This window comes from Vogesella perlucida, from assembly GCF_979366545.1.
Window position 1 is genome coordinate 299205 of the sequence record NZ_CEETRO010000002.1, and the last position, 21286, is coordinate 320490.

General features: G+C 63.6%; 18 protein-coding genes. 17 read left to right on the forward strand and 1 reads right to left on the reverse strand.

Features of this window, described 5'->3' with window-relative positions; all coding sequences use genetic code 11:
* Positions 1-25: 25 nt before the first annotated feature.
* Positions 26-679 carry an SOS response-associated peptidase gene (locus tag ACZ9XP_RS03990; RefSeq protein WP_465188030.1) on the reverse strand — a complete coding sequence of 218 codons (654 nt, stop codon included), beginning with the start codon at positions 677-679 and terminating at the stop codon, positions 26-28.
* A 143-nt stretch (positions 680-822) separates the two neighbouring features.
* Between ACZ9XP_RS03990 and ACZ9XP_RS03995 the strand changes: the two genes are divergently transcribed.
* The 17 genes from ACZ9XP_RS03995 to ACZ9XP_RS04075 all read left to right on the forward strand — a co-directional run bounded on the left by ACZ9XP_RS03995 (position 823) and on the right by ACZ9XP_RS04075 (position 21254).
* Positions 823-1317, forward strand: coding sequence for a hypothetical protein (locus ACZ9XP_RS03995; protein WP_465188031.1), 495 nt, complete (start codon positions 823-825; stop codon positions 1315-1317).
* A 99-nt stretch (positions 1318-1416) separates the two neighbouring features.
* Positions 1417-2160, forward strand: coding sequence for an endonuclease/exonuclease/phosphatase family protein (locus ACZ9XP_RS04000; protein WP_465188032.1), 744 nt, complete (start codon positions 1417-1419; stop codon positions 2158-2160).
* A 205-nt stretch (positions 2161-2365) separates the two neighbouring features.
* Positions 2366-3022 carry a PepSY-associated TM helix domain-containing protein gene (locus ACZ9XP_RS04005; RefSeq protein ID WP_465188033.1) on the forward strand — a complete coding sequence of 219 codons (657 nt, stop codon included), beginning with the start codon at positions 2366-2368 and terminating at the stop codon, positions 3020-3022.
* 6 nt (positions 3023-3028) lie between these two features.
* A complete protein-coding gene (locus ACZ9XP_RS04010) occupies positions 3029-4789 on the forward strand; it encodes an efflux RND transporter periplasmic adaptor subunit (protein ID WP_465188034.1) in 1761 nt (586 codons plus the stop codon).
* Positions 4786-6732: a MacB family efflux pump subunit gene (locus ACZ9XP_RS04015; RefSeq protein WP_465188035.1), complete on the forward strand. Its 1947-nt coding sequence runs from the start codon at positions 4786-4788 to the stop codon at positions 6730-6732. Before ACZ9XP_RS04010 ends, ACZ9XP_RS04015 begins: the two co-directional genes overlap by 4 nt.
* An 8-nt stretch (positions 6733-6740) precedes the next feature.
* Complete coding sequence (locus ACZ9XP_RS04020; RefSeq protein WP_465188036.1) at positions 6741-8129, forward strand: efflux transporter outer membrane subunit; 1389 nt, start codon at positions 6741-6743, stop codon at positions 8127-8129.
* Positions 8130-8310: 181 nt separating this feature from the next.
* Complete coding sequence (locus ACZ9XP_RS04025) at positions 8311-8823, forward strand: DUF2271 domain-containing protein (protein WP_465188037.1); 513 nt, start codon at positions 8311-8313, stop codon at positions 8821-8823.
* 15 nt (positions 8824-8838) lie between these two features.
* On the forward strand, positions 8839-9699 hold the full coding sequence (locus ACZ9XP_RS04030; protein ID WP_438698638.1) for a DUF4198 domain-containing protein: 861 nt from the start codon (positions 8839-8841) through the stop codon (positions 9697-9699).
* A 96-nt stretch (positions 9700-9795) separates the two neighbouring features.
* Positions 9796-10809: an FAD:protein FMN transferase gene (locus ACZ9XP_RS04035; protein ID WP_465188038.1), complete on the forward strand. Its 1014-nt coding sequence runs from the start codon at positions 9796-9798 to the stop codon at positions 10807-10809.
* A complete protein-coding gene (locus ACZ9XP_RS04040; RefSeq protein ID WP_465188039.1) occupies positions 10809-12161 on the forward strand; it encodes a sulfite reductase subunit alpha in 1353 nt (450 codons plus the stop codon). The genes ACZ9XP_RS04035 and ACZ9XP_RS04040 overlap by 1 nt, the downstream gene beginning before the upstream one ends.
* A 216-nt stretch (positions 12162-12377) precedes the next feature.
* Positions 12378-14621 carry a catecholate siderophore receptor Fiu gene (locus ACZ9XP_RS04045; protein WP_465188040.1) on the forward strand — a complete coding sequence of 748 codons (2244 nt, stop codon included), beginning with the start codon at positions 12378-12380 and terminating at the stop codon, positions 14619-14621.
* A 102-nt stretch (positions 14622-14723) separates the two neighbouring features.
* Positions 14724-14912, forward strand: coding sequence for a hemin uptake protein HemP (gene hemP / locus ACZ9XP_RS04050; RefSeq protein WP_465188041.1), 189 nt, complete (start codon positions 14724-14726; stop codon positions 14910-14912).
* 131 nt (positions 14913-15043) lie between these two features.
* Positions 15044-15805 carry a hypothetical protein gene (locus ACZ9XP_RS04055; protein WP_465188042.1) on the forward strand — a complete coding sequence of 254 codons (762 nt, stop codon included), beginning with the start codon at positions 15044-15046 and terminating at the stop codon, positions 15803-15805.
* Between the two features lie 272 nt (positions 15806-16077).
* Complete coding sequence (locus ACZ9XP_RS04060; RefSeq protein WP_147684755.1) at positions 16078-16815, forward strand: methionine ABC transporter ATP-binding protein; 738 nt, start codon at positions 16078-16080, stop codon at positions 16813-16815.
* On the forward strand, positions 16816-17502 hold the full coding sequence (locus ACZ9XP_RS04065) for a methionine ABC transporter permease (protein WP_147684757.1): 687 nt from the start codon (positions 16816-16818) through the stop codon (positions 17500-17502).
* A gap of 43 nt (positions 17503-17545) precedes the next feature.
* Positions 17546-18355, forward strand: a complete 810-nt coding sequence (locus tag ACZ9XP_RS04070) for a MetQ/NlpA family ABC transporter substrate-binding protein (protein ID WP_465188043.1) — start codon at positions 17546-17548, stop codon at positions 18353-18355.
* Between the two features lie 415 nt (positions 18356-18770).
* On the forward strand, positions 18771-21254 hold the full coding sequence (locus ACZ9XP_RS04075) for a TolC family outer membrane protein (protein WP_465188044.1): 2484 nt from the start codon (positions 18771-18773) through the stop codon (positions 21252-21254).
* Positions 21255-21286: the final 32 nt, after the last annotated feature.

A 21286-nucleotide genomic window follows, 5' to 3' on the forward strand; every position in this document is an offset into this window, starting at 1 on the left:
GTATTAAAAATAGCGTTAGCCGGCGCTAGAACAGCGCCATGGTCACCGGGCCAGTCGGTGCTGCCTCATGCTGCAGCAAGCTCGCCGGGTAGGGCTGTAGCAGGCTGTGCGCCTGTGCGGCAGTGCCAGCGTGCAGCCACTGCTGGTAGTGCGCCGGCGGCACGATCGCCAGGCTGCGTTTTTCTTCGCCGGGGCGGTGCATGCGCTGCAGCAGGGGGTGCGCGTCGGCGTTAATGGTGATCTGGCTAAAAGCATGGCTGATGCTGCCATCGGGCTCGGCCCAGCTGCGCCAGATGCCGGCTGCGGCAAACGGGCTGCCGCTCGTCAGGCCGATGCGGTGCCGTACCGCACGGCCGCTTTCATAGCAGGGTTCGAAAAAAGCCAGCATTGGCACCAGGCAGCGCTGGCCGCCATGCCAGGCATCGCGGTAGGTGGCGAGCCGGCCCAGCGTTTCGGCGCGAGCATTCATCGTCGTCAGGCGCAGGCCGCCGGGCAGGTGGCGCCGTGGCACAAAGCCATAGTTGGCCGCCAGTGCCTGCAGCGAGCCGTCTGCGGCGGGGGTAATGATAGGCGCCGCGTAGTCTTGCCAGCATTCGTCCGGCCAGTGTTCTGCTGGCGGGTTGACACCAAAATGCTCGGCCAGCTGACGGCGGTGGGCGGGGAGGTAGTTCACACACATGGCCGCCATCATAGCAGTGCTGGCCGTGGGCGGCTGCAGGTGGATGCGGATGTCGGCATGCTGGCCGGGTGGTTTTGTCTTATCATTTCAGCCCTTTGCCATGGCTGCATCCTGCTAGCCTTTACCCCATATCGGGCTATTTCATGCATAAACCTTTTCTGGCCGTCGCATTGTGTGCCTTGTTCGCGGTTGGCCCATGCGCCTTCGCTCAGCCTGCACCGCAGGCCTCTGCCGCTGCGGCCGAGCCATCCGATGCCTTGATCGATTTTCTGTCTGCCCCGGACTTTTCCCCGCAGCAGCAAAAGCGCCTGCAGCAAGCCCTGCAGCACAAACAGATGGTGCCGCGTGTAGCGGCTTTTGCCGGTATGACGCGCGCGCAGCTGGAAGCGCTACCATCCGAGCGTCAGTTCTGCCTGCTGTCCGGCTACCTGCTGCAGCAAGAGTTGGCCGCACAGCAGCGCCCGGCCAGCCAGCTGGCCCAGGCGCGAGGCTGGCTGCTGTCGCCCGGCTGGTGCGAGCGGGTAAGCCGCGAGCAAGCCCAGGGCATGACACAGGAGGAAGTGTTGGGTATCGATGGCGTGGTCACGCTGTACTACCTGCTGTATCTGGACATGCAACCCCGCCTGGCGGGCGGCTAGGGCGCCCCGGCCACCCCTGCGGCGTGTGGCCCGGCAAAAGCCGCCAGCACGCTTACACTGCCATTACCGCGCCTTGCTGGCGCCGTTTTTCGGGCTGATATGCATACCCTTACTGTTCTTACCTATAACCTGCACAAAGGCATGTCACCACTGGGCGGGAAGGTGCGCCTGCCGGATATGGCGGCTGCGCTGAAACGGCTGGGGCCGGACGTGCTGTTCTTGCAAGAGGTGCAAGGCAGGCATGACGCGCGGGCGGTGGGGCAGGAAGGTTGGCCGCAGCACAGCTATCTGGCACAGGCACTAGGGTATGACGCCTGCTATGGCATGAATGCGCGCTACGATCATGGACACCACGGTAATGCCGTGCTATCGCGCTTTGCGCAGCAGATGGCGGCCAACCATGACCTCTCGGTGAACCGGCTGGAGCAGCGCGGCCTGCTGCATACCATCCTCCAGCCGCAGGGCTGGCCCACGGCGGTGGCGTGCCTGTGTGGCCACTTCAACCTGCTGGCGCACGATCGCCGCCGCCAGTACCGTGTCTTGCTGGACTATCTGGCGCGGCACATCCCGCCGGCCATGCCGTTGATCCTGGCCGGCGACTTCAATGATTGGCGCCGCGAGGCCGACCATCACCTGCGCGAGGAAGCTGGCCTGTACGAGGCGCACGCCAGGCTGCACGGCCATCATGGCCGCAGTTTTCCGGCGCGCTTGCCCCTGCTGGCGCTGGATCGCATCTACGTGCGCGGCCTGGACGTAGAGCAGGCGGCGGTGTGCCGCGGCCTGCCATGGTCTGCGCTGTCAGACCATTTGCCTTTGCAGGCTACCGTGCGTTTGCCCGCCTAGTGACCGGGCTGCCGGCCAGACTTTGCCAGTATGTAAACACGGTGCGGCTTTTCATTAAGGATTGTGAAGCGGGCCGCAAAAAGCGCCCATCGGTTATTGCAAATCATTCCTGTTATATCTAACATCGCCCCTCGCTGTACAAGCCAGCCGCGCCCTGCGGCAAGCCAGTCAGTTCCTTTTTTGACACCAGAAACCGAACCCGTACATGGCTTTTCGACTCTTTTCGCGCCGCGCCCGCCCTGCGGCCAACCCGGCTGGCGGCCTGGCGCTGCGTACCTTGTTGCAATGGCACTGGATCAGCTCGGCTATCTGCCTGGGGGGCATGCTGCTGTTTGGCATTACCGGTTTTACCCTGAACCACGCCAGCCAGATTGAAGCCAAGCCGGCCATTACTACCAAGCAATACCCGCTACCCGCCGCCCAGCTGGACCGCCTGCAGCTGCTGGCCGAAAGCGAGGCGCCACCGCCCACGCTACCGCAAGACATCCAGACCTGGCTGGCCAGCCAATGCCAATGCAATGTGGCCGACGCCGTGCCGGAATGGTCGGCCGACGAGGTGTACCTGCCCATGCCGCGCCCCGGTGGCGATGCCTGGCTGCGCATCAGCCTGGCCGACAAGCTGGTCGAGCACGAGGTTACCGACCGCGGCTGGCTGGCCTATTTCAACGATCTGCATAAAGGTCGACATACTGGCGATACCTGGCGCTGGTATATCGATGTGATCGCTATCGGCAGCGTGGTGTTTTGTGTGACCGGCCTGCTGATCCTGCAAAAACACGCCGGCAACCGCCCGTCCACCTGGCCGCTATTCGGCCTGGGGCTGCTGCTGCCCGCCCTGATTGCCCTACTGACTATTCACTAAGCCCACATGAACCCGACTCCTTCTACCCCCCGTCGCCGTAGCGGCAAGCGCATGGCGCTGGCTGGCGGCATTGTTGCTGCGCTGGCGGCTGCTGGCTGGTATGGCTGGCAGCATTACCACGCCCAAGAGGACGCTTTGGCGCGCTACCTGACCGCCACCGTCCAGCAAGGTGATATCGAAGACCTGGTTACCGCCACCGGCAGCCTGCAGCCCAGCGACTACGTAGACGTGGGCGCCCAGGTGTCCGGGCAGCTGGAAAAGATCTATGCCGAGGTGGGCTCGGTGGTGAAAAAGGGCGACCTGTTGGCCGAAATCGACTCTACCGTGTACAGCGCCACGGTAGATGCCCGCCGCGCCGCCCTGAAAAACCTGCAAGCCACGCAGCAAGCGCGCGAGTCTGACCTGAAACTGGCCGAACAACAGCTGCAGCGCCAGCAAAACCTGGCGCGCGACAGCGCTACCAGCGAAGAGAGCCTGCAGCAAGCCCAGGCCAGCGTGCGCAGCGCCCAGGCGCAGCTGGCGTCGGTAAAAGCCCAGATCGAGCAGGCAGAATCCACTTTGCGCGTCGATGAAGCCAGCCTCAAGTACGCGCAGATTCTGGCGCCGATGGACGGCGTGGTGGTGTCCATCTCGCTCAAGCAGGGTCAAACCATCAATGCCAGCCAGTCGTCGCCCACGCTGCTGCGCATTGCCGACCTGTCCACCATGACGGTGCAAACCCAGGTATCCGAAGCCGATGTAACACGCCTGCGCCCCGGCATGCCGGTTTACTTCACCACACTGGGTAGCCGCAACCGCCGCTACCAGGGCGAGCTGCGCAAGGTAGAGCCTACCCCTACGGTGAACAACAACGTGGTGCTGTACAACGCGCTGTTCGACGTAAAAAACCAGCAGCGCAACCTGCTGCCGCAGATGACCGCGCAGGTATTCTTTGTGGCGGCCGAAGCGCATGACACCCTGGTGGTGCCGGCCGGTGCGGTAAAGCTGGCGCGTATGGCGCCGGGTAGCCGCCGTGGAGATAGCGAGGCATCCGGCCCGGCTGGCGCACCACCGCGTGGCGAGGCTAGCGCTGGCAAAGGCCAGCCGCCACGCGCCACCGCTGCGCGGCAAGGCCAGGAAACCAAAGCCCCGGTTGCGGCCAGCCGTCACAACAGTGCCAAGCCGGAGCATGCCGCTGCAGGCATGCCGCCTGCGGGTGAGCGCCCGGCCGGCTTTGGCGGTGCGCCGCTGTCCGATGCCGAGCGCGAAGCGCGCCGCAAACAGTTTGAAAGCATGACGCCGGAACAGCGCGAAGCGTGGCGTGCCCGCCGTGCCGAACAGCGCCAGGCGCAGGGCGAAGGCGGCATGCCGCCAGCTGGCCTGCGCGCAGCGGGTGCCGAGCCCGCGGCCAAGCGTGGCGACGCAACCGGCACCGGCAAAGCCGTTGCTGCGGCCAACCCTGTGGCCACCACGGCCCGCGTCAAGCCGCGCGAGTTGCCGGTATGGAGCGGGGTAGGGAATGGCCGCCAGCAGCGCGTGCGCGAAGGCACGGTGCGCGTGGTATTGCCGGACAACAGCATTGTGGAACGTAAAGTGACCGTGGGTATTACCGACCGTGTCAGCTACCAGGTACTGGGTGGCCTCAAGCCGGGCGAGCGCGTGATCGTGGGCGAGAAGGCACAAGACAAGGAAGCCGCGCGCAAGAGCACTAACCGTAGTGCCGATATGGGCCCGCCAGGCATGGGCGCACCAGGCATGGGCGCGCCAGGTATGGGGGCCGGCCGATGAGCCTGCCGCAGCAAGCCGTGCCGCTGATCCAGCTGTCGGCGGTCACCAAGTCTTACCGCCAGGGCGAGCTGGAAAGCACCGTGCTGCATGACATAGACCTGACGATTCACGAGGGCGAGTTTCTGGCCATTGTCGGTGCTTCCGGCTCCGGCAAGTCCACGCTGATGAACATTCTGGGCTGCCTGGACCGCCCCGGTAGCGGCAGCTACCGCTTTCGTGGCCAGGACGTCAGCGGCCTCAGCCGCGACGAGCTGGCGCGCTTGCGCCGCGAAGAGTTCGGTTTTGTGTTCCAGAGCTACCACCTGATCGCCGCGGGCACGGCGGTAGAAAACGTGGAAATGCCGGCCATGTACGCCGGTGTACCGCACGCCGAGCGCCGCGTGCGCGCCGTACAGCTGCTGCGCGAGCTGGGGCTGGAAGCGCGCTTGTACCACCGCCCCAGCCAGCTGTCTGGTGGCCAGCAGCAGCGGGTATCCATTGCCCGCGCGCTGATGAACGGCGGGCGCATCATTCTGGCGGATGAACCCACCGGCGCGCTGGACAGCAAGAGCGGCGCCGACGTGATGCGCCTGCTGAAAGAGCTGTCGCAGCGCGGCCATACCGTGATCCTGATTACCCACGCGGCAGAAGTGGCCGCGCACGCCAGCCGCGTGATCGAAATCCGCGACGGCCATATCCTCAGCGACAGCGGCAGCTTGGATAAGCCTGCGGCCAACTATCAGCCACCGCTGGTACACCGCGCCTTCAGCACGCTGGCCGACCTGCTGGAAACCGTGCGCCTGGCGCTGCGCTCGCTGCGCGGCAACCTGTTTCGCGCCGTGCTCACGCTGCTGGGTATCGTCATTGGCGTGGGCTCGGTCATTGCCATGATGGCCATCGGCGATGGTGCCAAGCAGCGCGTGGTGGACAATATCAGCGCCATGGGCAGCAACCTGCTGCTGGTGCGCCCCGGCGGCAGCAACCAGCGCGGCTTCAGCCCGTCCACACTGGTGCTGGAAGACGTGGCCGCCATCAACAAGCAGGTGGACAACGTATTGGCAGCGGTGCCAGAACAGCAGAACAGCGTGACGCTGCGTGCCGGCGAAAACGACGTCAGCACCACGCTGATTGCCACCTCGGCCAGCTACCCGCTGGCGCGTAACTGGGCGCTATCCAGCGGTACCTTTTTTACCGAAGACGACGACGAAAGCTACGCTGGTGTGGCAGTGCTGGGCAAAACCGCTGCCGAGAACCTGTTTCCCGGCAACCCCAGCCCGCTGGGCGAATTCGTCATGGCCAATAACGTGATGTTGCAGGTAGTGGGCATCATGAGCCGCAAGGGTGCCTCGCCCAGCGGCCAGGACCAGGACGACGTGATCATCGTGCCGTACGCCACCAATAACCTGCGCATCTCCGGCGCGCGCAGCCTGCGCAACGTGAACGTGGCGGTGAAAGATGTGGCCCGTATCGATGAAACCCAGGCCGCAGTAGAACAGCTGCTGGCCGAGCGCCACGGCAAGGTGGATTTCCAGATCCGCAATATGGCGTCCATCATCGCCACTACCGAAGAAACGCAAAACACCATGACGCTGCTGCTGGGCGCCATTGCCGCCATTTCGCTGCTGGTGGGCGGTATCGGCGTGATGAACATCATGCTGGTGTCGGTGACCGAGCGCACCCGCGAGATCGGTATCCGCATGGCTACTGGCGCGCGCGAGCGCAACATCCTGCAGCAGTTTTTGATCGAAGCACTGGTGGTGTCCGCCATCGGTGGTGTCATCGGCGTGGTGGCCGGGCTGGGTACCGCCTGGCTGATTGCCGCCTTCGATACCCCGGTCAAGATCACCCTGATGCCGGTATTGCTGGCCTTTGGCTGCGCGTTTTCCACCGGCTTGCTGTTTGGTTACCTGCCGGCACGCAAGGCCGCCCAGATGGACCCGGTGACGGCACTGGCGTCGGATTAGGAGTTTTCATGCACAACAAGACGCTTACCCTGGCCGTGTTGGCCACCCTGCTGGCCGGCTGCGCGCAAACCACGCCACCGCAAGACACGGCCTTGCCGCTGCCAGCAGCCTGGCAGGCAAATAATGCGGCCAAGCCTGGTGCGGCCGTACTGAATGATCGCTGGTGGCAGCTGTTTGGCGCCGCCGAGCTAAACCGCCTGGTAGACCAGGCACTGGCCGGTAGCCCGGATCTGGCCCAGGCTGCCGCACGGCTGCAGCAGGCGCAAGCCAGTGCCGATAGCAGCGCCGCCAGCCTGTTTCCGGCCGTCAGCCTGTCCGGCAGCAGCAACCAGCGCGAAACCGAGACCGCCAATGGCGCCAGCAGCACCAGCAAAAGCAGCAGCCTGTCTGCGGGCATTAGCTATGAGGTAGACCTGTGGGGCAAAGTGGCCGCCAGCCAGCGTGCCGCTGCGGCCAACCTGCAAGGCAGCCAGTACGACCTGGCCACGGCGCGGCAGACGCTGCTGGCTGCGGTGGTGAATGCCTACTTCCAGCTGCAAGCGGTGCGTGACCGCCTGGCGCTGGCGCAGGCCAGCCTGCACGACAGCCGCCAGCTGTTGGATATCAGCGAAGCCAAGCTACGGCACGGCGCCGCCACCGAGCTGGATGTCAGCCAGATCCGCAGCAGCTGGCTGGCACAGCAGGCCAGCGTGCTGAGCCTGCAAAACCAGCAGCAGCCGCTGCTGAACACCCTGGCCATTCTGGCCGGCCAGCTGCCGCAGGGCTTTAGTGTAGCCAGCGAGCCGCTGCTGGCGCTGGCGGTGCCGGACGTACCCGCCGGTTTGCCGTCCGAGGTGTTGCGCCGCCGACCGGACATCGCCAAGGCAGAAAGCGAGCTGGAAGCCGCTGCGGCCAACCTGGACGCCGCCCGCGCCGCGCTCTACCCCAGTCTGCAGCTATCCGGTAGCGCCGGCCTGGCCTCTAGCGCCTTGCTGTCGCTATCCGGCGCCACGCAAAGCCTGAGCCTGGGCGCTAGCCTGGCGCAAAGCCTGTTTGACGGCGGCAAGCTGCGCGCCCAGGTAGCCAGCAGCCAGGCCGCACGCCAGCAGCTATTGCACAGCTACCGCAAAACCACGCTGACCGCGTTGGGCGAGGTCGAAGACGCGCTGAATGCCGTGGCGTTGGCGCGTCAGCAGGAACGCCTGCAGCAACAGGCCAGCCGCGAGGCCGAGCGCACACTGCAGCTCACCCGCATTCGCCAGCGCGAAGGCCTGGTGGACATGGCCACGCTGCTGGCCGCACAAAAAAGCCACGCCAGCAGCCGCGACAGCCTGCTACAGCAGCGGCTGGTGCGGCAGCAGGCCACCGTCACGCTGATCAAGGCGCTGGGCGGCGGCTGGCCGGGGCGGCCCCGCTAGCTGATACATGCCCCTGCCGGCGCATGGCTGTGCGCCGGTAGTGGAGCGCAAATCGATTTTATATGATAATAATTATCAAATAGATTATCGTTTGTCCGTCGCCGCGGTGCCGCAGCGGCACACAACACAGCAATCGCAGCCCCGGCTGCACTTTATCCACCCCCTCCTAGCGAGTTTGAGCATGAAATACCGTTACCCCGTGGCGCTGGCGCTGGCGTCTGCCGCCGCACCAGGCATGGCGGCCAACCTGGCCGTGAAAGTAGAACTGCCGCAGCTGAATGTGGCCGAGTACCACCGCCCCTACCTGGCCATGTGGCTGGAAACCGCCGACCAGCAGTTCGCCGGCAACCTGTCGGTGTGGTACGACATGAAAAAGAAAGACAACGCCGGTACCAAGTGGGTAAACGACATGCGCCAGTGGTGGCGCAAGAGCGGCCGCGAGCTGACCCTGCCGGTAGACGGCGTGTCCAGCGCCACCCGTGCGCCGGGCGAGCACACCTTGGTGTTTTCCGACAATAAATCGGTGCTGGGCAAGCTGGCACCGGGCGCCTACCAGGTGGTGGTAGAGGTAGCGCGTGAAGCCGGTGGCCGCGAGCTGGTACGCGTGCCGCTGCAATGGCCGCCCAAGGGCGAGCAGCAAACCAGCGCCCAGGGTAAGGGCGAGCTGGGCAAGATTACCGTTACCGCCAAATAAGCAGGACGACCCGCCATGAACAAGAAAATCATTGCCCTGGCCGCCCTGGCCCTGGTATCGCTTACCGCCCAGGCCCACCGTGGCTGGTTGCTGCCTTCTGCCGGCGCCATTGAAGGCGACAAGCCGTGGGTGACCGTGGACGCTGCCGTGTCCGAAGCGTTGTTCGACTTTGAGCACCAGCCGCTCAAGCTGGATGGCCTCGCCATCACCGGCCCCGACGGCGCGGCGGTGAACCCGCAAAACATCACCAGCAGCCGCTTTCGCAACAGCTTTGATATCGAGCTGAAACAGCAGGGCAGCTACCGTGTTTCGCTGGTGAGCGAAGGTGCCATGGCCAGCTACAAGCTGGGCAACGAAGTAAAACGCGTGCGCGGCACCCCGGCCACCATCGACCAGCAGATCCCGGCCGGTGCCACCGACGTGAGCAAGTCGCTCAGCGTGAGCCGCATCGAGACGTTTGTGACTGCGGGCAAACCGAGCAACGGCGTGCAACAGCCGGTTGGCAAGGGCCTGGAGCTGCAAGCCATCAGCCACCCCAACGAGCTGTTTGCCGGTGACAAGAGCAGCTTCCGCCTGCTGATGGACGGCAAGCCGCTAGCCGGTATGCCGGTGAGCGTGGTGCGCGGTGGCGTGCGCCACAGCGGCCTGCTGGACGAGCAGGTGTACACCACCGATGCCAAAGGCGAAATCAAGGTGAGCTGGAAGCAAGGTGGCATGTACTGGGTCAACGCCAGCTGGCCCAAACGCGACGATATGCCGCAAGGCGGCCAGCCGCCGGTAGCCGGCAAGCCTGGCCAGGGCGCGCCGTCCGGCATGCCGCCTGCTATGCCGCCGTTCCGCGCCAGCTACACCGCTACGCTGGAAGTGCTGCCGTAACACGCTAGCCGGGCAGGTTGTGTGCGATGCCCTTTGCCCGTTATAACCCGGCAGGCCCTGAGCCTGCCGCTTGCCATTGAAAGAGTGAAAAACCGCATGAGCGCCATCCTGATTCCGCGCCATATCGACCCGGCTTGTCCGCCGGCCACTGCCCAAGTGGTGCGCTTTGCCGGCCACAGCATGGGCACCAGCTGGCAAGTGCTGGTGGCGATCGATGGTGACATCCCCGATTTTCTGGCCGCCGGCCTGCAGCAGCAGCTGGATGGCGTGGTGGCCGAGATGAGTCACTGGGAAGCGGGCTCCAATCTGGGCCGCTTCAACCGTGCCGCTGCGGGTAGCTGGCACACGCTGCCGGGCGGTTTTTACACCGTGCTGCACTATGCGCTGCAGGTGGCCGCGGCCAGCAACGGTGCCTACAACCCGGCCGCCGGCGCGTTGGTCAACCGCTGGGGCTTCGGCCCCGCCCCGCGCTACGATGCGCTCGGTTTTATGCCGCCATCGGCGGGAGAGGCCGCCGCGCTGCTGGCGCAGTGCCGCTGGCAAGACCTGCAGCTGGATGCGGCCAACCGCCGCGCCCTGCAGCCGGGCGGCGTACAGCTGGACCTGTCGTCGGTGGCCAAAGGCTTTAGCGTGGATTTGCTGGCGCGCTACCTGCGCCTGTATGGCTACCGCCATTTTCTGGTGGAGGTGGGTGGCGAGCTGCGCGGCGAGGGCATGAAGCCGGACGGCCAGCCGTGGTGGGTCGCACTGGCGCTGCCGGACGATAGCCAGGGCGCAGGGTTGGCCGCATCACGGCTGGCGCTGCACGGTTTGTCGGTGGCTACCTCGGGCGACTACCTGAAAGTGTTCTGGCACCAGGGCGAGCGCTGCGCGCACACGCTCGACCCGCGTAGCGGCCAGCCAGTACGCGGCGTGGCGTCGGTCACGGTGATCCACGCCGACTGCATGGCTGCCGATGCCTGGTCTACCGCGTTGACGGTGCTGGGGCCGCAGGCCGGCATGGCGCAGGCCGAGCAGCAAGGGTTGGCCGCGGCGTTCCTGTTGCGCGATGGCGAGCAGCTACAGGCGCGTTACAGCCGCGCCTTTCTGGACATGATGGAAGAACAATAATGGAACAAGCACGCTTGATCTGGGCCGCCGGTCTGGGGCTGGCTTACGCCGGTGTTTGCGTCATGGCCTGGCGCCAGTGGCGCCGTAGCCGCCAAACCGCCACGGTGGCAGCACCGCTGTTGGTGGCCTATGCCGGCCAAAGTGGCCAGGCCGAGGCGGTAGCACAGCAAACCGTGGCCACGCTGCAGGCGGCCGGCCTGCAGGTGCAGTGCCTGTCGCTGGCGCAGCTGGATATCACCGCGCTGCAGCAGGCCAGCCGCTTGCTGTTGGTGGCCAGCACGGCTGGCGAGGGTGAACCGCCCGATATGGCGCGCCGTTTTGCGGCCAACCTTGCCAGCCCTGCCGCACTGGCCGGGCTGCAATACGCCGTGCTGGCGCTGGGCGATCGCCGCTACGCACAGTTCTGCGCTTTTGGCCGCGCGCTGGATGGCTGGCTGGCCGATAGCGGCGCACAGCCGCTGTACCCGCGTATCGATGTAGACGCGCTGGACGAGGTGGCACTGGCCACCTGGCAGCACCAGCTGGCCGAGCTGGCTGGTCTGCAGGATACGGCGCTGGCCGCGCAGCCCTTGTTGCCGGTGCCCGGTCCCTTTGGCCAGTGGCAGCTGGTAGAGCGCCACTGCCTGAACGAGGGCAGCTGCGGTGCGGCTACCTATCACCTGGCGCTGCGCCCGGCCGATGGCGGCGCGCTGCCGCCGTGGCAGTCTGGCGACCTGGTAGAAGTGCAGGTGCCGGCCGAGCCGGGCCGGCCGCGCGAGTATTCCATTGCCTCGATTCCGGCGGACGGCAGCTTGCAGCTGCTGGTGCGCGTGCGGGTGGGCGAGCAGGGGCAGGTGGGCCTGGCCTCGCAGCATCTTACCCAGACCCTGGCGCTGGGCGAGCCGCTGAGCCTGCGCATCCGCCCGCACCGCCGTTTCCGCCTGGCCGACAATGCCACGCGCCCGCTTATCCTCATCGGTAATGGTACTGGCCTGGCCGGGCTGCGCAGCCACCTGCGCGCGCGCCAGCAGTTGGCCACAGCGCAGCCGGGCTGGCTGCTGTTTGGCGAGCGCCAGAGTACGCACGATTTCTACTATCGCCACGAGCTGCAGGCGCTGCAGCAGCAGGGTGTGTTGCAGCACGTCGATACGGCTTTCTCACGCGATCAGCCGCAGCGGCGCTATGTGCAGCACGTGCTGGCCGAGCAGGCCGAGCGGCTGCAGCAGTGGGTGGCCGATGGCGCCGCCATTTATGTTTGCGGCAGCCTGGCGGGCATGGCCAGCGGGGTGGATGCCGTACTGCGCCAGGTGCTGGGCGACGCCGTGCTGGACGAGCTGGCGGCCGAGGGCCGCTACTGCCGCGACGTGTATTGAGCAGGCGGGCAGCGGGCGAGCGTGGCGGCCTGCTGCGTGCCGGATTGTGGTGCAGATGTTTCGAAAGTGTGAACAGATGTTGCGAAAGGTTAATGATAGTTGTTATCATTAGCGAATCAATAACACTAGTAGCCAGCCAGCTGTGAGCCCTTGCCTGGGGTATGTCATGCAGTAAGCCAGCAAAAAACCACTCACGAATCATCACTGGAGAACCACTTGGCTCACTCTGCATACATCAAAAGCGGCAAGACCCTGGGTCGTCAAGCTGCTGCCATCGCCCTGCTGACCATGCCTGCCCTGGTGCTGGCACAAACCGAAGCTACCCTGCCTACCACCAAGGTGACGGCCCCGGAGCAAACCACCCCGGCCATCAAGAAAACCAAGTCTGCTTCGGTAAAACTGACACAGCCGCTGGTCGATACCCCGCAAACCGTGACCGTGATCAGCAAGGAAGTGCTGCAGCAGCAAGGTGCTGTATCGCTGATGCAGGCGCTGCAGAATACCCCGGGCATTACCATGCAGCTGGGCGAAGGTGGTGCTACCAGCGCAGGTGATACTTTCTACATGCGCGGTTTTGCAGCCCAGAGCAGCACTTTTGTCGATGGCGTGCGTGACCTGGGTGCGGTCTCGCGTGATGCCTTCAACCTGGAGCAAGTCGAGGTGGTAAAAGGTGCAGCCGGTGCCGATATCGGCCGTGGCGCTGCCAGCGGCTACGTTAACCTGATCAGCAAGAGCGCCAACCTGGAAGACAGCATTGCCGGTAGCGTGGGTGCCAGCACGGCCAACAACCAGCGCTTCACCCTGGATGCCAACAAAGTCATCGACGACACCACGGCGGTACGTGTGAACCTGCTGCGCCAGCAAGGCGAGGTGGCGGGCCGTAACAAGGTGGAAAAAAACACCGACGGCGTAGCGCTGTCGCTGGCTACCGGCCTGGGCACCAATACCGTGTTCAGCCTGAACCTGCAGCATGTGAAGCAAGACAATGTGCCGGATGGCGGCACCTCCACGCTGGGCATGCCAGGCTACTTCCATAGCAGTCTTGGCAGCCGTACCGCAGCAGAAGTCAATAGCGAGAACTTCTACGGTCTGGATTCCGACTACGAAGACGTCAGCGCCGACATGATCACCGGCAAGCTGGAACACACCTTTGCCAACGGCAACAAGCTGACCAATATCACCCGTTACGGTCGCTCCAAGGTAGACCGCGTACTGCATTCGCTGGGCGGCCATACTCTGGCCGACGTTAATAATCCGGCCAGCTGGACCGTGTCCCGCAGCGCACAATCCAACCTGCAGGACAATACTATCCTGGCCAACCAGACCAACCTGAACAGCCGTTTCAAGACTGGTAGCATCGAGCACGAGCTACTGACCGGTGTCGAAATGCTGCACGAGTCGCAAAACAGCTATGGCCGCAGCAATGCCAATAGCACGGCAGGCCCGGTGGCCAACTTGTATAACCCTAACAGTGCTGACAAGCCGACGGTGCTGCCGACCCTGACCGGTGCCAGCAACAAAGGCAGTACCGACACCCTGGCCCTGTACGCCTTTGACACGCTGAAGCTGAACGAGCAGTGGCAAGTGAGCGGGGGCTTGCGTGTCGAGCACTACAGCACCCAGACCAATAATGTCAGCATCTCGACAGCTACCAGCCACCCGACGCTGCCGGTGGGTACCAAGGTGCCGTCCAGCCTGGAGAAGTCCGGCAACCTGTTTAGCGGCAAGCTGGGCCTGCTGTTCAAGCCGGCCACCAACGGCAGCATCTACCTGTCGTACGCTACCTCGCAGAAACCGGCCGGTGGTGACAACTTCCAGCTGGATACATCCAATACCAGTGCCAACAACCCGGCGCTGGACCCGCAAGAAACCCAGAACATCGAGCTGGGTACCAAGTGGGATGTGCTGGATAACAAGCTGGGCCTGACCGCCGCCATCTACCAGACTACCAACAAGAACGAGCTGGCCAAGCTGGATAGCAACACCAATACTTTTGCCCAGTACGGCAAGCGCCAGATCCAGGGTGTCGAGCTGGGTCTGGTGGGTCAGCTAACCCCGGCTTGGGAGCTGAGTACAGGTGTAGCCTATATGGAAACCGAGGTGAAAGAAGGTGCGACAGCCGCGTCGACCGGCATCCCTTCCGACTGGTCGCCCAAGCTGAGCGCCACGCTGTGGAGCAGCTACAAGATCAACAATGACCTGACCATCGGCGGTGGCGTGCGTTACATGGGCAAACACAAGAATGCCAAGAGCCGGACCAGCGATGCCATCCCGGGTATCGAGGACTACGCTGTGGTAGACGCCATGGCCAGCTACAAGCTGAACAAGAACGTCAATCTGCAGCTGAACGTGTACAACCTGCTTGACGAGAAGTACATCGCCACCCTCAACAACAACCGTACCCGTTATCTTCCGGGTGCCCCGCGTACCGCCAACCTGACCGCCAACTTCACCTACTAAACTGAAGCCGGTCTGAACCGCGCAGGCATGGCAGCTATCCGCTGCCATGCCTGTTGCTGATAGCAAGGCCAATAGGTTTTTCCCGTCATTCAGGGCAATAACATGCATTCCACCCCCGTAAACCATGCCACCGCGCCCAGCGCGCAGGAGACTGCACTGCCTGCCGAGCTGGTGGACGTCATCAGCAGCGACAGCCTGTTTGCCCAGCGCAAGGCGTTGCTGATCGAACATAACGGCCAGCAATACCGGCTGCAGATTACCAAGCAGAACAAACTCATCCTGACCAAATAAGGGTGGCTGGCAGGCTGTGCCGCCGTGCGCTTGGCCTGGCCGTGCTCGTGGCCTGCGGTGTGGCCGGGGCTTGCCAAGCCGGCAGCTTGCCGGTAAAAAAGCCCACCTTCATCTGACGAAAGCCACCTTTTATGGACAGCACCGCCATCCAGCAAGCCGCCATCACCCTGGCATCGCGCCGCCTGGCCGGGCAGCCGGGCCCGCTGTTGGCCGCAGCACACGCGCCCGCCACCTTGCAGGACGCGCTGGCTATCCAGCAGGCTGTTAGCCATCTGCTGGGTAATGGCATTGGCGGCTGGAAGTGCGGCATGCCGTCCGACGAGCGGCTGGTGCTGGCACCCATTTACGCCAGCACCATCAGCCATGGCGATACCTGTCAGGCGTGGGTGCGGGATGGTGTGGTACGCGTCGAGCCGGAGCTGGCGTTTGTGTTTGCCGAGGGGCTGCCGCTGCGCGCCACGGCGTATAGCAGGGAAGAGATACTGGCTGCCGTCAGCAGTGTGCATTTGGCGCTGGAGCTGATCGACAGCCGTTTTGAAGCCGAGCCCAAACCGCCGTTTTTGCAGTCGCTGGCCGATGGGCTGGTCAACCAGGGCTTGCACCTGGGGCCGGCTGTGCCGTTGGCCGCAGCGTTGGCCGCATCTAGCCTGCCGCTGCGCGTGCGGCAGGGCGAGCGCGACGAGCTGCTGGCGGGTGTGCACCCGGCGGGCGACCCGCTGGCGCCGCTACTGTGGCTGGCAGACTACCTGCAGCAGCAGGGGCAGGGTATCCTGCCGGGGCAGGCGGTGATTACCGGCTCTTATGCCGGGGTTATCCAGCTGCAGCCCGGCCAGCAGGCTACGCTGGGCTTTGGCGATCTGGGGCAGCTGGGGGTGAGCTGCCTGCCGCGCTAGCCTGGCTGCGGCGGCCCGCCCGGCCAGGTTGGCCGCAAAGGCATGTTATAGAGTGGTACCAATGTGGTAATAAGTTCTTGACACAAATGAACGGGTGATGTTCAATTGCGATCAAGATTTTGATTTAACGCCGATTTGACACAGCTTGCGGGCGTAAAACAGCTAAAGCGTGGGGGTAGTGCCTGCCACTATCACCAGAATTTTCAAAAGTGAAAATTCCCCAGCTTAAAGCCCGCCAGCGATACGGCGGGCTTTTTTGCTTTGGAGTTCACATGATTCACCTCAAAAACGTACACAAGCGTTTCCAGAAGCCGGAAGGCGGCTGGTTTGATGCCGTACGTGATACCAGCCTGCATATCCGTGCCGGCGAGATTTTTGGCCTGATCGGGTTTTCCGGCGCGGGTAAATCCACGCTGCTGCGCCTGATCAACCTGCTGGAGCGCCCTGACAGCGGCAGCGTCACCGTAGACGGCCAGCAGCTTACCGCGCTGTCTGCCAGTGCGCTGCGCCGCGCTCGCCAGAATATCGGCATGGTGTTTCAGCAGTTCAACCTGATGGCCAACCGCACCGTGGCCGACAACATTGCCTTTCCGCTGGAAATTGCCGGCTGGCAGCAGGCCGATATCGACGCCCGCGTGGCCGAGTGTCTGGACATTGTCGGCCTGGCCGACCGCGCCCAGCACTACCCGGCGCAGCTGTCCGGCGGCCAGAAGCAGCGCGTGGGCATTGCTCGTGCGCTGGCGCCGCGCCCGCACGTGATTCTGGCCGACGAGCCCACCTCGGCGCTGGACCCGAAAACCACTCAGTCCATTCTGGATTGCCTGCAGGACATCAACGCCCGCTTTGGCGTGACCGTGGTCATCGTGACCCACGAGATGCACGTGATCCGCTCCATCTGCCACCGCGCCGCGCTGCTGGACGCTGGCGAAGTGGTGGAAATCCTGACCGTGCAAGACAAGCAAGTCAGCGCGCAGTCTGCACTGGCCAAATCCCTGCTGGAGGTAGCGTAAATGGAAGAGCTGACTTTGGCGCAGGCGCTGGCCAACCTGTCCGACCTGGCGCCGGAAATCTGGCAAGCCAGCCTGGAAACCGGCCTGATGCTGGGTATTGGCCTGACCGCCGCCATCCTGCTGGGCGGCCCGCTGGGCGTGCTGCTGTACCTGACGCAGCCGGGCCAGCTGTTTGCCCACCGCACGGTGAATGGTGTGCTGGGCTGGCTGGTGAACCTGGTGCGTTCCTTCCCCTTCATCATCCTGATGGTGTCGCTGGTACCGCTGACCCGCGTGCTGGTGGGCTCCACCATCGGACCCATCGCGGCAGCGGTGCCGCTGTCGTTTGCCGCCATCCCGTACTTTGCCCGCCTGGTAGAGCAAACCCTGCGCGAGATCCCGCGCGGCGTGGTGGAGGCGGCAGAGGCCATGGGTGCCAGCCCGGCGCAGATCATCGTCAAGGTGTTGATCAACGAAGCGCGTGCCGGCCTGATTTCCAGCCTCACCATCCTGACCATCAGCTTTCTGAGCTACTCGGCCGTGGCCGGCGTGGTGGGTGGCGGCGGTATTGGCGATTTGGCCATCCGCTACGGCTACTACCGCTTCCAGAGCGAAGTGATGATCGCCATGGTGCTGCTGCTGGTGGTGATCGTGCAGCTGATCCAGTTTGCCGGTAACCGCCTGGCGGCCCGCCTCGATAAACGTTAACCCCGATCAAGACAAAGAGATCTCTCTCACAAGGAGCATGAAAATGCGTCGTTTTTCCCTCAAGACACTGGCTGTAGCCACCCTGGGTCTGGCCTTTGCGGCCAACGTACACGCCGCTGACCCGGCGAAAAAAGAAATCGTGTTCGGTACCACCGTGGGCGATTTTGGCGACCAGGTAAAGCAGGCCATCAAGCCGATTCTGGAGAAAAAAGGCTACACCGTAAAACTGGTGGAGTTCACCGACTACGTGCGCCCGAACCTGGCGCTGCAGGAAGGCTCGCTGGACGTAAACGTGTTCCAGCACAAGCCTTACCTGGATAACTTCTCCAAAGAGCACAAACTGAGCCTGAAAGAAGTGTTTCAGGTGCCTACCGCGCCGCTGGGCGTGTACCCGGGCAAGCTGAAAGCACTGAAAGACGTGAAGGAGGGCAGCACCGTATCCGCCCCGAACGACCCGTCCAACTTTGCCCGCGCCCTGGTAATGTTCAACGACCTGGGCTGGGTCAAGCTGAAAAAAGGCATCAACCCGCTGACGGCTTCCGAGCGTGACATTGAAGTGAATGTGAAGAAAATCAAGATCGTGCCGCTGGAAGCTGCCCAGCTGCCACGCTCGCGCGCTGATGTGGACTTTGCCGTAGTCAACGGCAACTACGCCATCTCGTCCGGCATCAAGCTGACCGAAGCCGTGTTCCAGGAAAAGAGCTACGCCTACGTCAACTGGGGCGTGATCAAGGCGGCCGACCTGAACAAGCCATGGGCCAAAGACGTGATCGCGGCCTATAAATCGAAAGAATTCCGCGCCTGGGCCCAGCCTAAGTACCCTGGCTACAAATTCCCGGCAGACTGGAAATAAGCGTTTTACCCGTGCTGCCTGGCGGCACGGTACCTTTTCCTTGAAAACTCCTGGCATTCAAGGCTTCTACAGCGGACTTCGGTCCGCTTTTTTTTATGCCCGCGGCGGATGGGTGGCCTTTTTTTGGTATTTGATTGGTATTTTCGATAGGGGCGGTATCAGCACGGCGGCAAGCTGCTGCCGCTTTTGTGATTTTTTAGCATTAAGGTGATTCACTTTGTACGTTTTGCTTAAAGTAATGTAGCAGTATTGCCTCTATTTCAATACAATTGCCTAACTAAAAAATCCGGCTTCCTTGCCCGTTACGGGCCGCCGGCATACCGATACATAGCAAGGGTGGCACACTTTGGATATCTGCAAGAAACCCCTGAGAATTCTCACTGTGGCCCTGATGTTGTCGGGCCTGGCGCCTGCAATGGCAGCTGGTCTGGCCCATGTCAGCATCCAGGCCGAAGGCCAGGCTTTGCGCCTGCAGCTGGACGTCCCCGCCGGCACCTTGCATAGCGGCCTGCAAGTCCAGGACAGCACCGAAGTCGTGTTGCTGCTGAAAGATATCGATGCTGCTGCGCTGAATGCCAGCCTGGCCAAGCTCAGTGCCCATCCCTTCATCAAACGTATCGACACCCTGCTGCCCAGCCAGGGCCTCACACCGCTGCGCATCGAGTTTGCGCGCCCGGTAAAAGTGCTGGACGAGAAACTGGTTTCCTCGCTGGACAAACGCTCACGCTGGGAAATGGTCTTTGCGCCAGACGCCAAGCGTGTACTGCCGCCCAAGCCGGCGCTGGAGCAAATGCTGGTCGTGAACCGTGAAGGGCGTGCCGATCTGCGCCTGATCGGCTCGGCCACGCTGGAAGCCGCCATGTCGTTTGATTCGGATGGCCGCCAGGTGGTGTTCGAGCTGACCGGGATCAGCCGTAAAAGCCTGGAACGCGTCATTGCCGCCACCGATCTGGCACGCAACCCCTTGTTGAAGAAAATGTCGGCGCTGGATGGCGAAAACGGCGGAAGCCGCCTGTTGGTGCAGCTGGCCGCCGACGCCGACGTGGTTGCGGGTGATGGCGTGGTGAGCGCAGGCAAGGGCGAGATTCTGGTGTCGTTTGTGCCGGATGCCCCTGTTGGCGAGCAGGCTGCCAGTATGTCGGCCATGCAAGTGGCCGAATCGGCCGGCGCCTTGTCGGTGTTTGCCGATAACCTGGATGGCCGCCGCTACAGCGCCTTTACCCTGGACAAGCCGCCACGCCTGGTGGTGGATGTGCTGGGCGCGCGAGCCGAAGACATCAAGCCGCTGCTGCCCCGCATCAGCAGCCAGAGCGACACCCTGCGCGGCGTGCGCCTGGAAGAAACCCGCCTGGGCTCGGCCCGGGTGATTTTCGATTTGCAGCGCCCGCAGTCCCTGCTGGCGTCCGGCCTGCAAACGCAAGGCAACCGCTGGATAGTGTCACTCAATGGCAAAGGCCATATCCCGGGCGATCACGGTGCCAATGCGCTGGCGGCGTTTGCCGGCGAGCCGGTATCGCTGGAGCTGCGCCAGCGCCAGGACGCTGCCGACCTGCAGCGCCCCAAAATGCTGATCAAGCCGGTTGTGCTGTCGGGCCAAGCCAGCCAGCCCCGTGCGGCCAACCCGGCACTGGTGCAGTCCGGCCTGCCATCGCTGTTTGAGCGCGCGCTGGAAAACGACCCGAAATACCTGGCTGCCAAAACCGATTTCCTGATCACGGCCGAAGGCGTCCCGCAAGCACGTGCCGCCTTGTTGCCTACAGCGGTGATCGATGTCAGCCGCTCGATGGCGCACCAGAAAATTACCGAAGCACCCAATAAAGCCTTCCCGACCGGTAGCACTTCCTACCCGTCCAGCAGCTGGTCGCTCACCATCAGCCAGCCAGTGCTGAAAATGCCCGCCATCGTCAAGCTGGACCAGGCCGGGCTGGCGGTAGAACAAGCCAAGCTGAACGTGGTGGCTGCCGAGCAAGACCTGCTGCTGCGTACCGCCTCCAGCTACCTGAGCCTGTTGGCCGCACTGGACGGTGTAGAGCTGTCCACCGCCGAGCGCGAAGCCACGCAAAAGCAGTACGAGCTGGCCAAGTCCCGCCTGGACAACGGCCTGGGTACCATCGCCCAGGTACACGATACCGAGTCGCGCTACAGCCTGTCGCGCGCGCGCGAGCTGGAAGCCCGCAACCGCTTACAAGACGCCCGCAGCGCGCTGAAGGAAATCGTAGGGAGCGATGTGGCCGCTTTGCTACCCTTCAAGGCACATTTCGACCCTGCCATGCCGCAGCCAGCCAGCCTGGAAGCCTGGGTAGACGCCGCGGTAAGCCAGAATATTGCGCTGCAGTCGCGCAAGCTGGCCGAGCAGATTGCCGCGCTAGAGATCCAGCGTCAAAAAGGGGGCTACTACCCCACGCTGGCGCTGGTGGGCACCGCCAATGGCCAAAGCACCAAAGGCTCGTTCTACGGTGGTGGCCAGAAGCAGCAAAACACCGAGCTGGCGCTGAAGCTCAGCATGCCTGCTTTCGAAGGCGGCATGACCAGCTCGCTGGTGCGTGAAGCCGGTGTCCGCCTGGAAAAAGCCATGCTGGAGCGCGAGCAGGAAGAGCGTAAAACCGAGCGCGCCGCCCGCGCCGCCTACCAGAGCGTAGAAAGCAGCGCCTCGATGCTGGACGCCCTGCGCAAGGCGGTGATCGCCCAGGACAGCGCCCTGCAAACCCGTCAGGAAGGCTACAAAGCCGGCGTGGCCAGTGTGGTTGCCGTGGCCGATGCCTACCGGCTGTATTACTCCGCCCGCCGCGACTACCTGCAAGCCCGATACGACTATCTGGTGAACCGCCTCAAGCTGAAACAGGCAGTAGGCGCGCTAAGCCGCGATGATCTTGTCGATCTTGCCGACCTGATGCAGTAAGCCGCAGTGCGGCGTAAAAAACGATAAAAAAC

Bases quoted from the DNA above. Each gene is read 5' to 3' on its own strand.
- ACZ9XP_RS04030 (WP_438698638.1), top strand. From the start codon at position 8,839: ATGAACAAGAAAATCATTGCCCTGGCCGCCCTGGCCCTGGTATCGCTT.
- ACZ9XP_RS04005 (WP_465188033.1), top strand. From the start codon at position 2,366: ATGGCTTTTCGACTCTTTTCGCGCCGCGCCCGCCCTGCGGCCAACCCG.
- ACZ9XP_RS04035 (WP_465188038.1), top strand. From the start codon at position 9,796: ATGAGCGCCATCCTGATTCCGCGCCATATCGACCCGGCTTGTCCGCCG.
- ACZ9XP_RS04065 (WP_147684757.1), top strand. From the start codon at position 16,816: ATGGAAGAGCTGACTTTGGCGCAGGCGCTGGCCAACCTGTCCGACCTG.
- ACZ9XP_RS04000 (WP_465188032.1), top strand. From the start codon at position 1,417: ATGCATACCCTTACTGTTCTTACCTATAACCTGCACAAAGGCATGTCA.
- ACZ9XP_RS04015 (WP_465188035.1), top strand. From the start codon at position 4,786: ATGAGCCTGCCGCAGCAAGCCGTGCCGCTGATCCAGCTGTCGGCGGTC.
- ACZ9XP_RS04010 (WP_465188034.1), top strand. From the start codon at position 3,029: ATGAACCCGACTCCTTCTACCCCCCGTCGCCGTAGCGGCAAGCGCATG.
- ACZ9XP_RS03990 (WP_465188030.1), bottom strand. From the start codon at position 679: ATGTGTGTGAACTACCTCCCCGCCCACCGCCGTCAGCTGGCCGAGCAT.
- ACZ9XP_RS03995 (WP_465188031.1), top strand. From the start codon at position 823: ATGCATAAACCTTTTCTGGCCGTCGCATTGTGTGCCTTGTTCGCGGTT.
- ACZ9XP_RS04020 (WP_465188036.1), top strand. From the start codon at position 6,741: ATGCACAACAAGACGCTTACCCTGGCCGTGTTGGCCACCCTGCTGGCC.
- ACZ9XP_RS04040 (WP_465188039.1), top strand. From the start codon at position 10,809: ATGGAACAAGCACGCTTGATCTGGGCCGCCGGTCTGGGGCTGGCTTAC.
- ACZ9XP_RS04055 (WP_465188042.1), top strand. From the start codon at position 15,044: ATGGACAGCACCGCCATCCAGCAAGCCGCCATCACCCTGGCATCGCGC.
- ACZ9XP_RS04060 (WP_147684755.1), top strand. From the start codon at position 16,078: ATGATTCACCTCAAAAACGTACACAAGCGTTTCCAGAAGCCGGAAGGC.
- ACZ9XP_RS04075 (WP_465188044.1), top strand. From the start codon at position 18,771: ATGGCAGCTGGTCTGGCCCATGTCAGCATCCAGGCCGAAGGCCAGGCT.
- ACZ9XP_RS04025 (WP_465188037.1), top strand. From the start codon at position 8,311: ATGAAATACCGTTACCCCGTGGCGCTGGCGCTGGCGTCTGCCGCCGCA.
- ACZ9XP_RS04070 (WP_465188043.1), top strand. From the start codon at position 17,546: ATGCGTCGTTTTTCCCTCAAGACACTGGCTGTAGCCACCCTGGGTCTG.
- hemP (WP_465188041.1), top strand. From the start codon at position 14,724: ATGCATTCCACCCCCGTAAACCATGCCACCGCGCCCAGCGCGCAGGAG.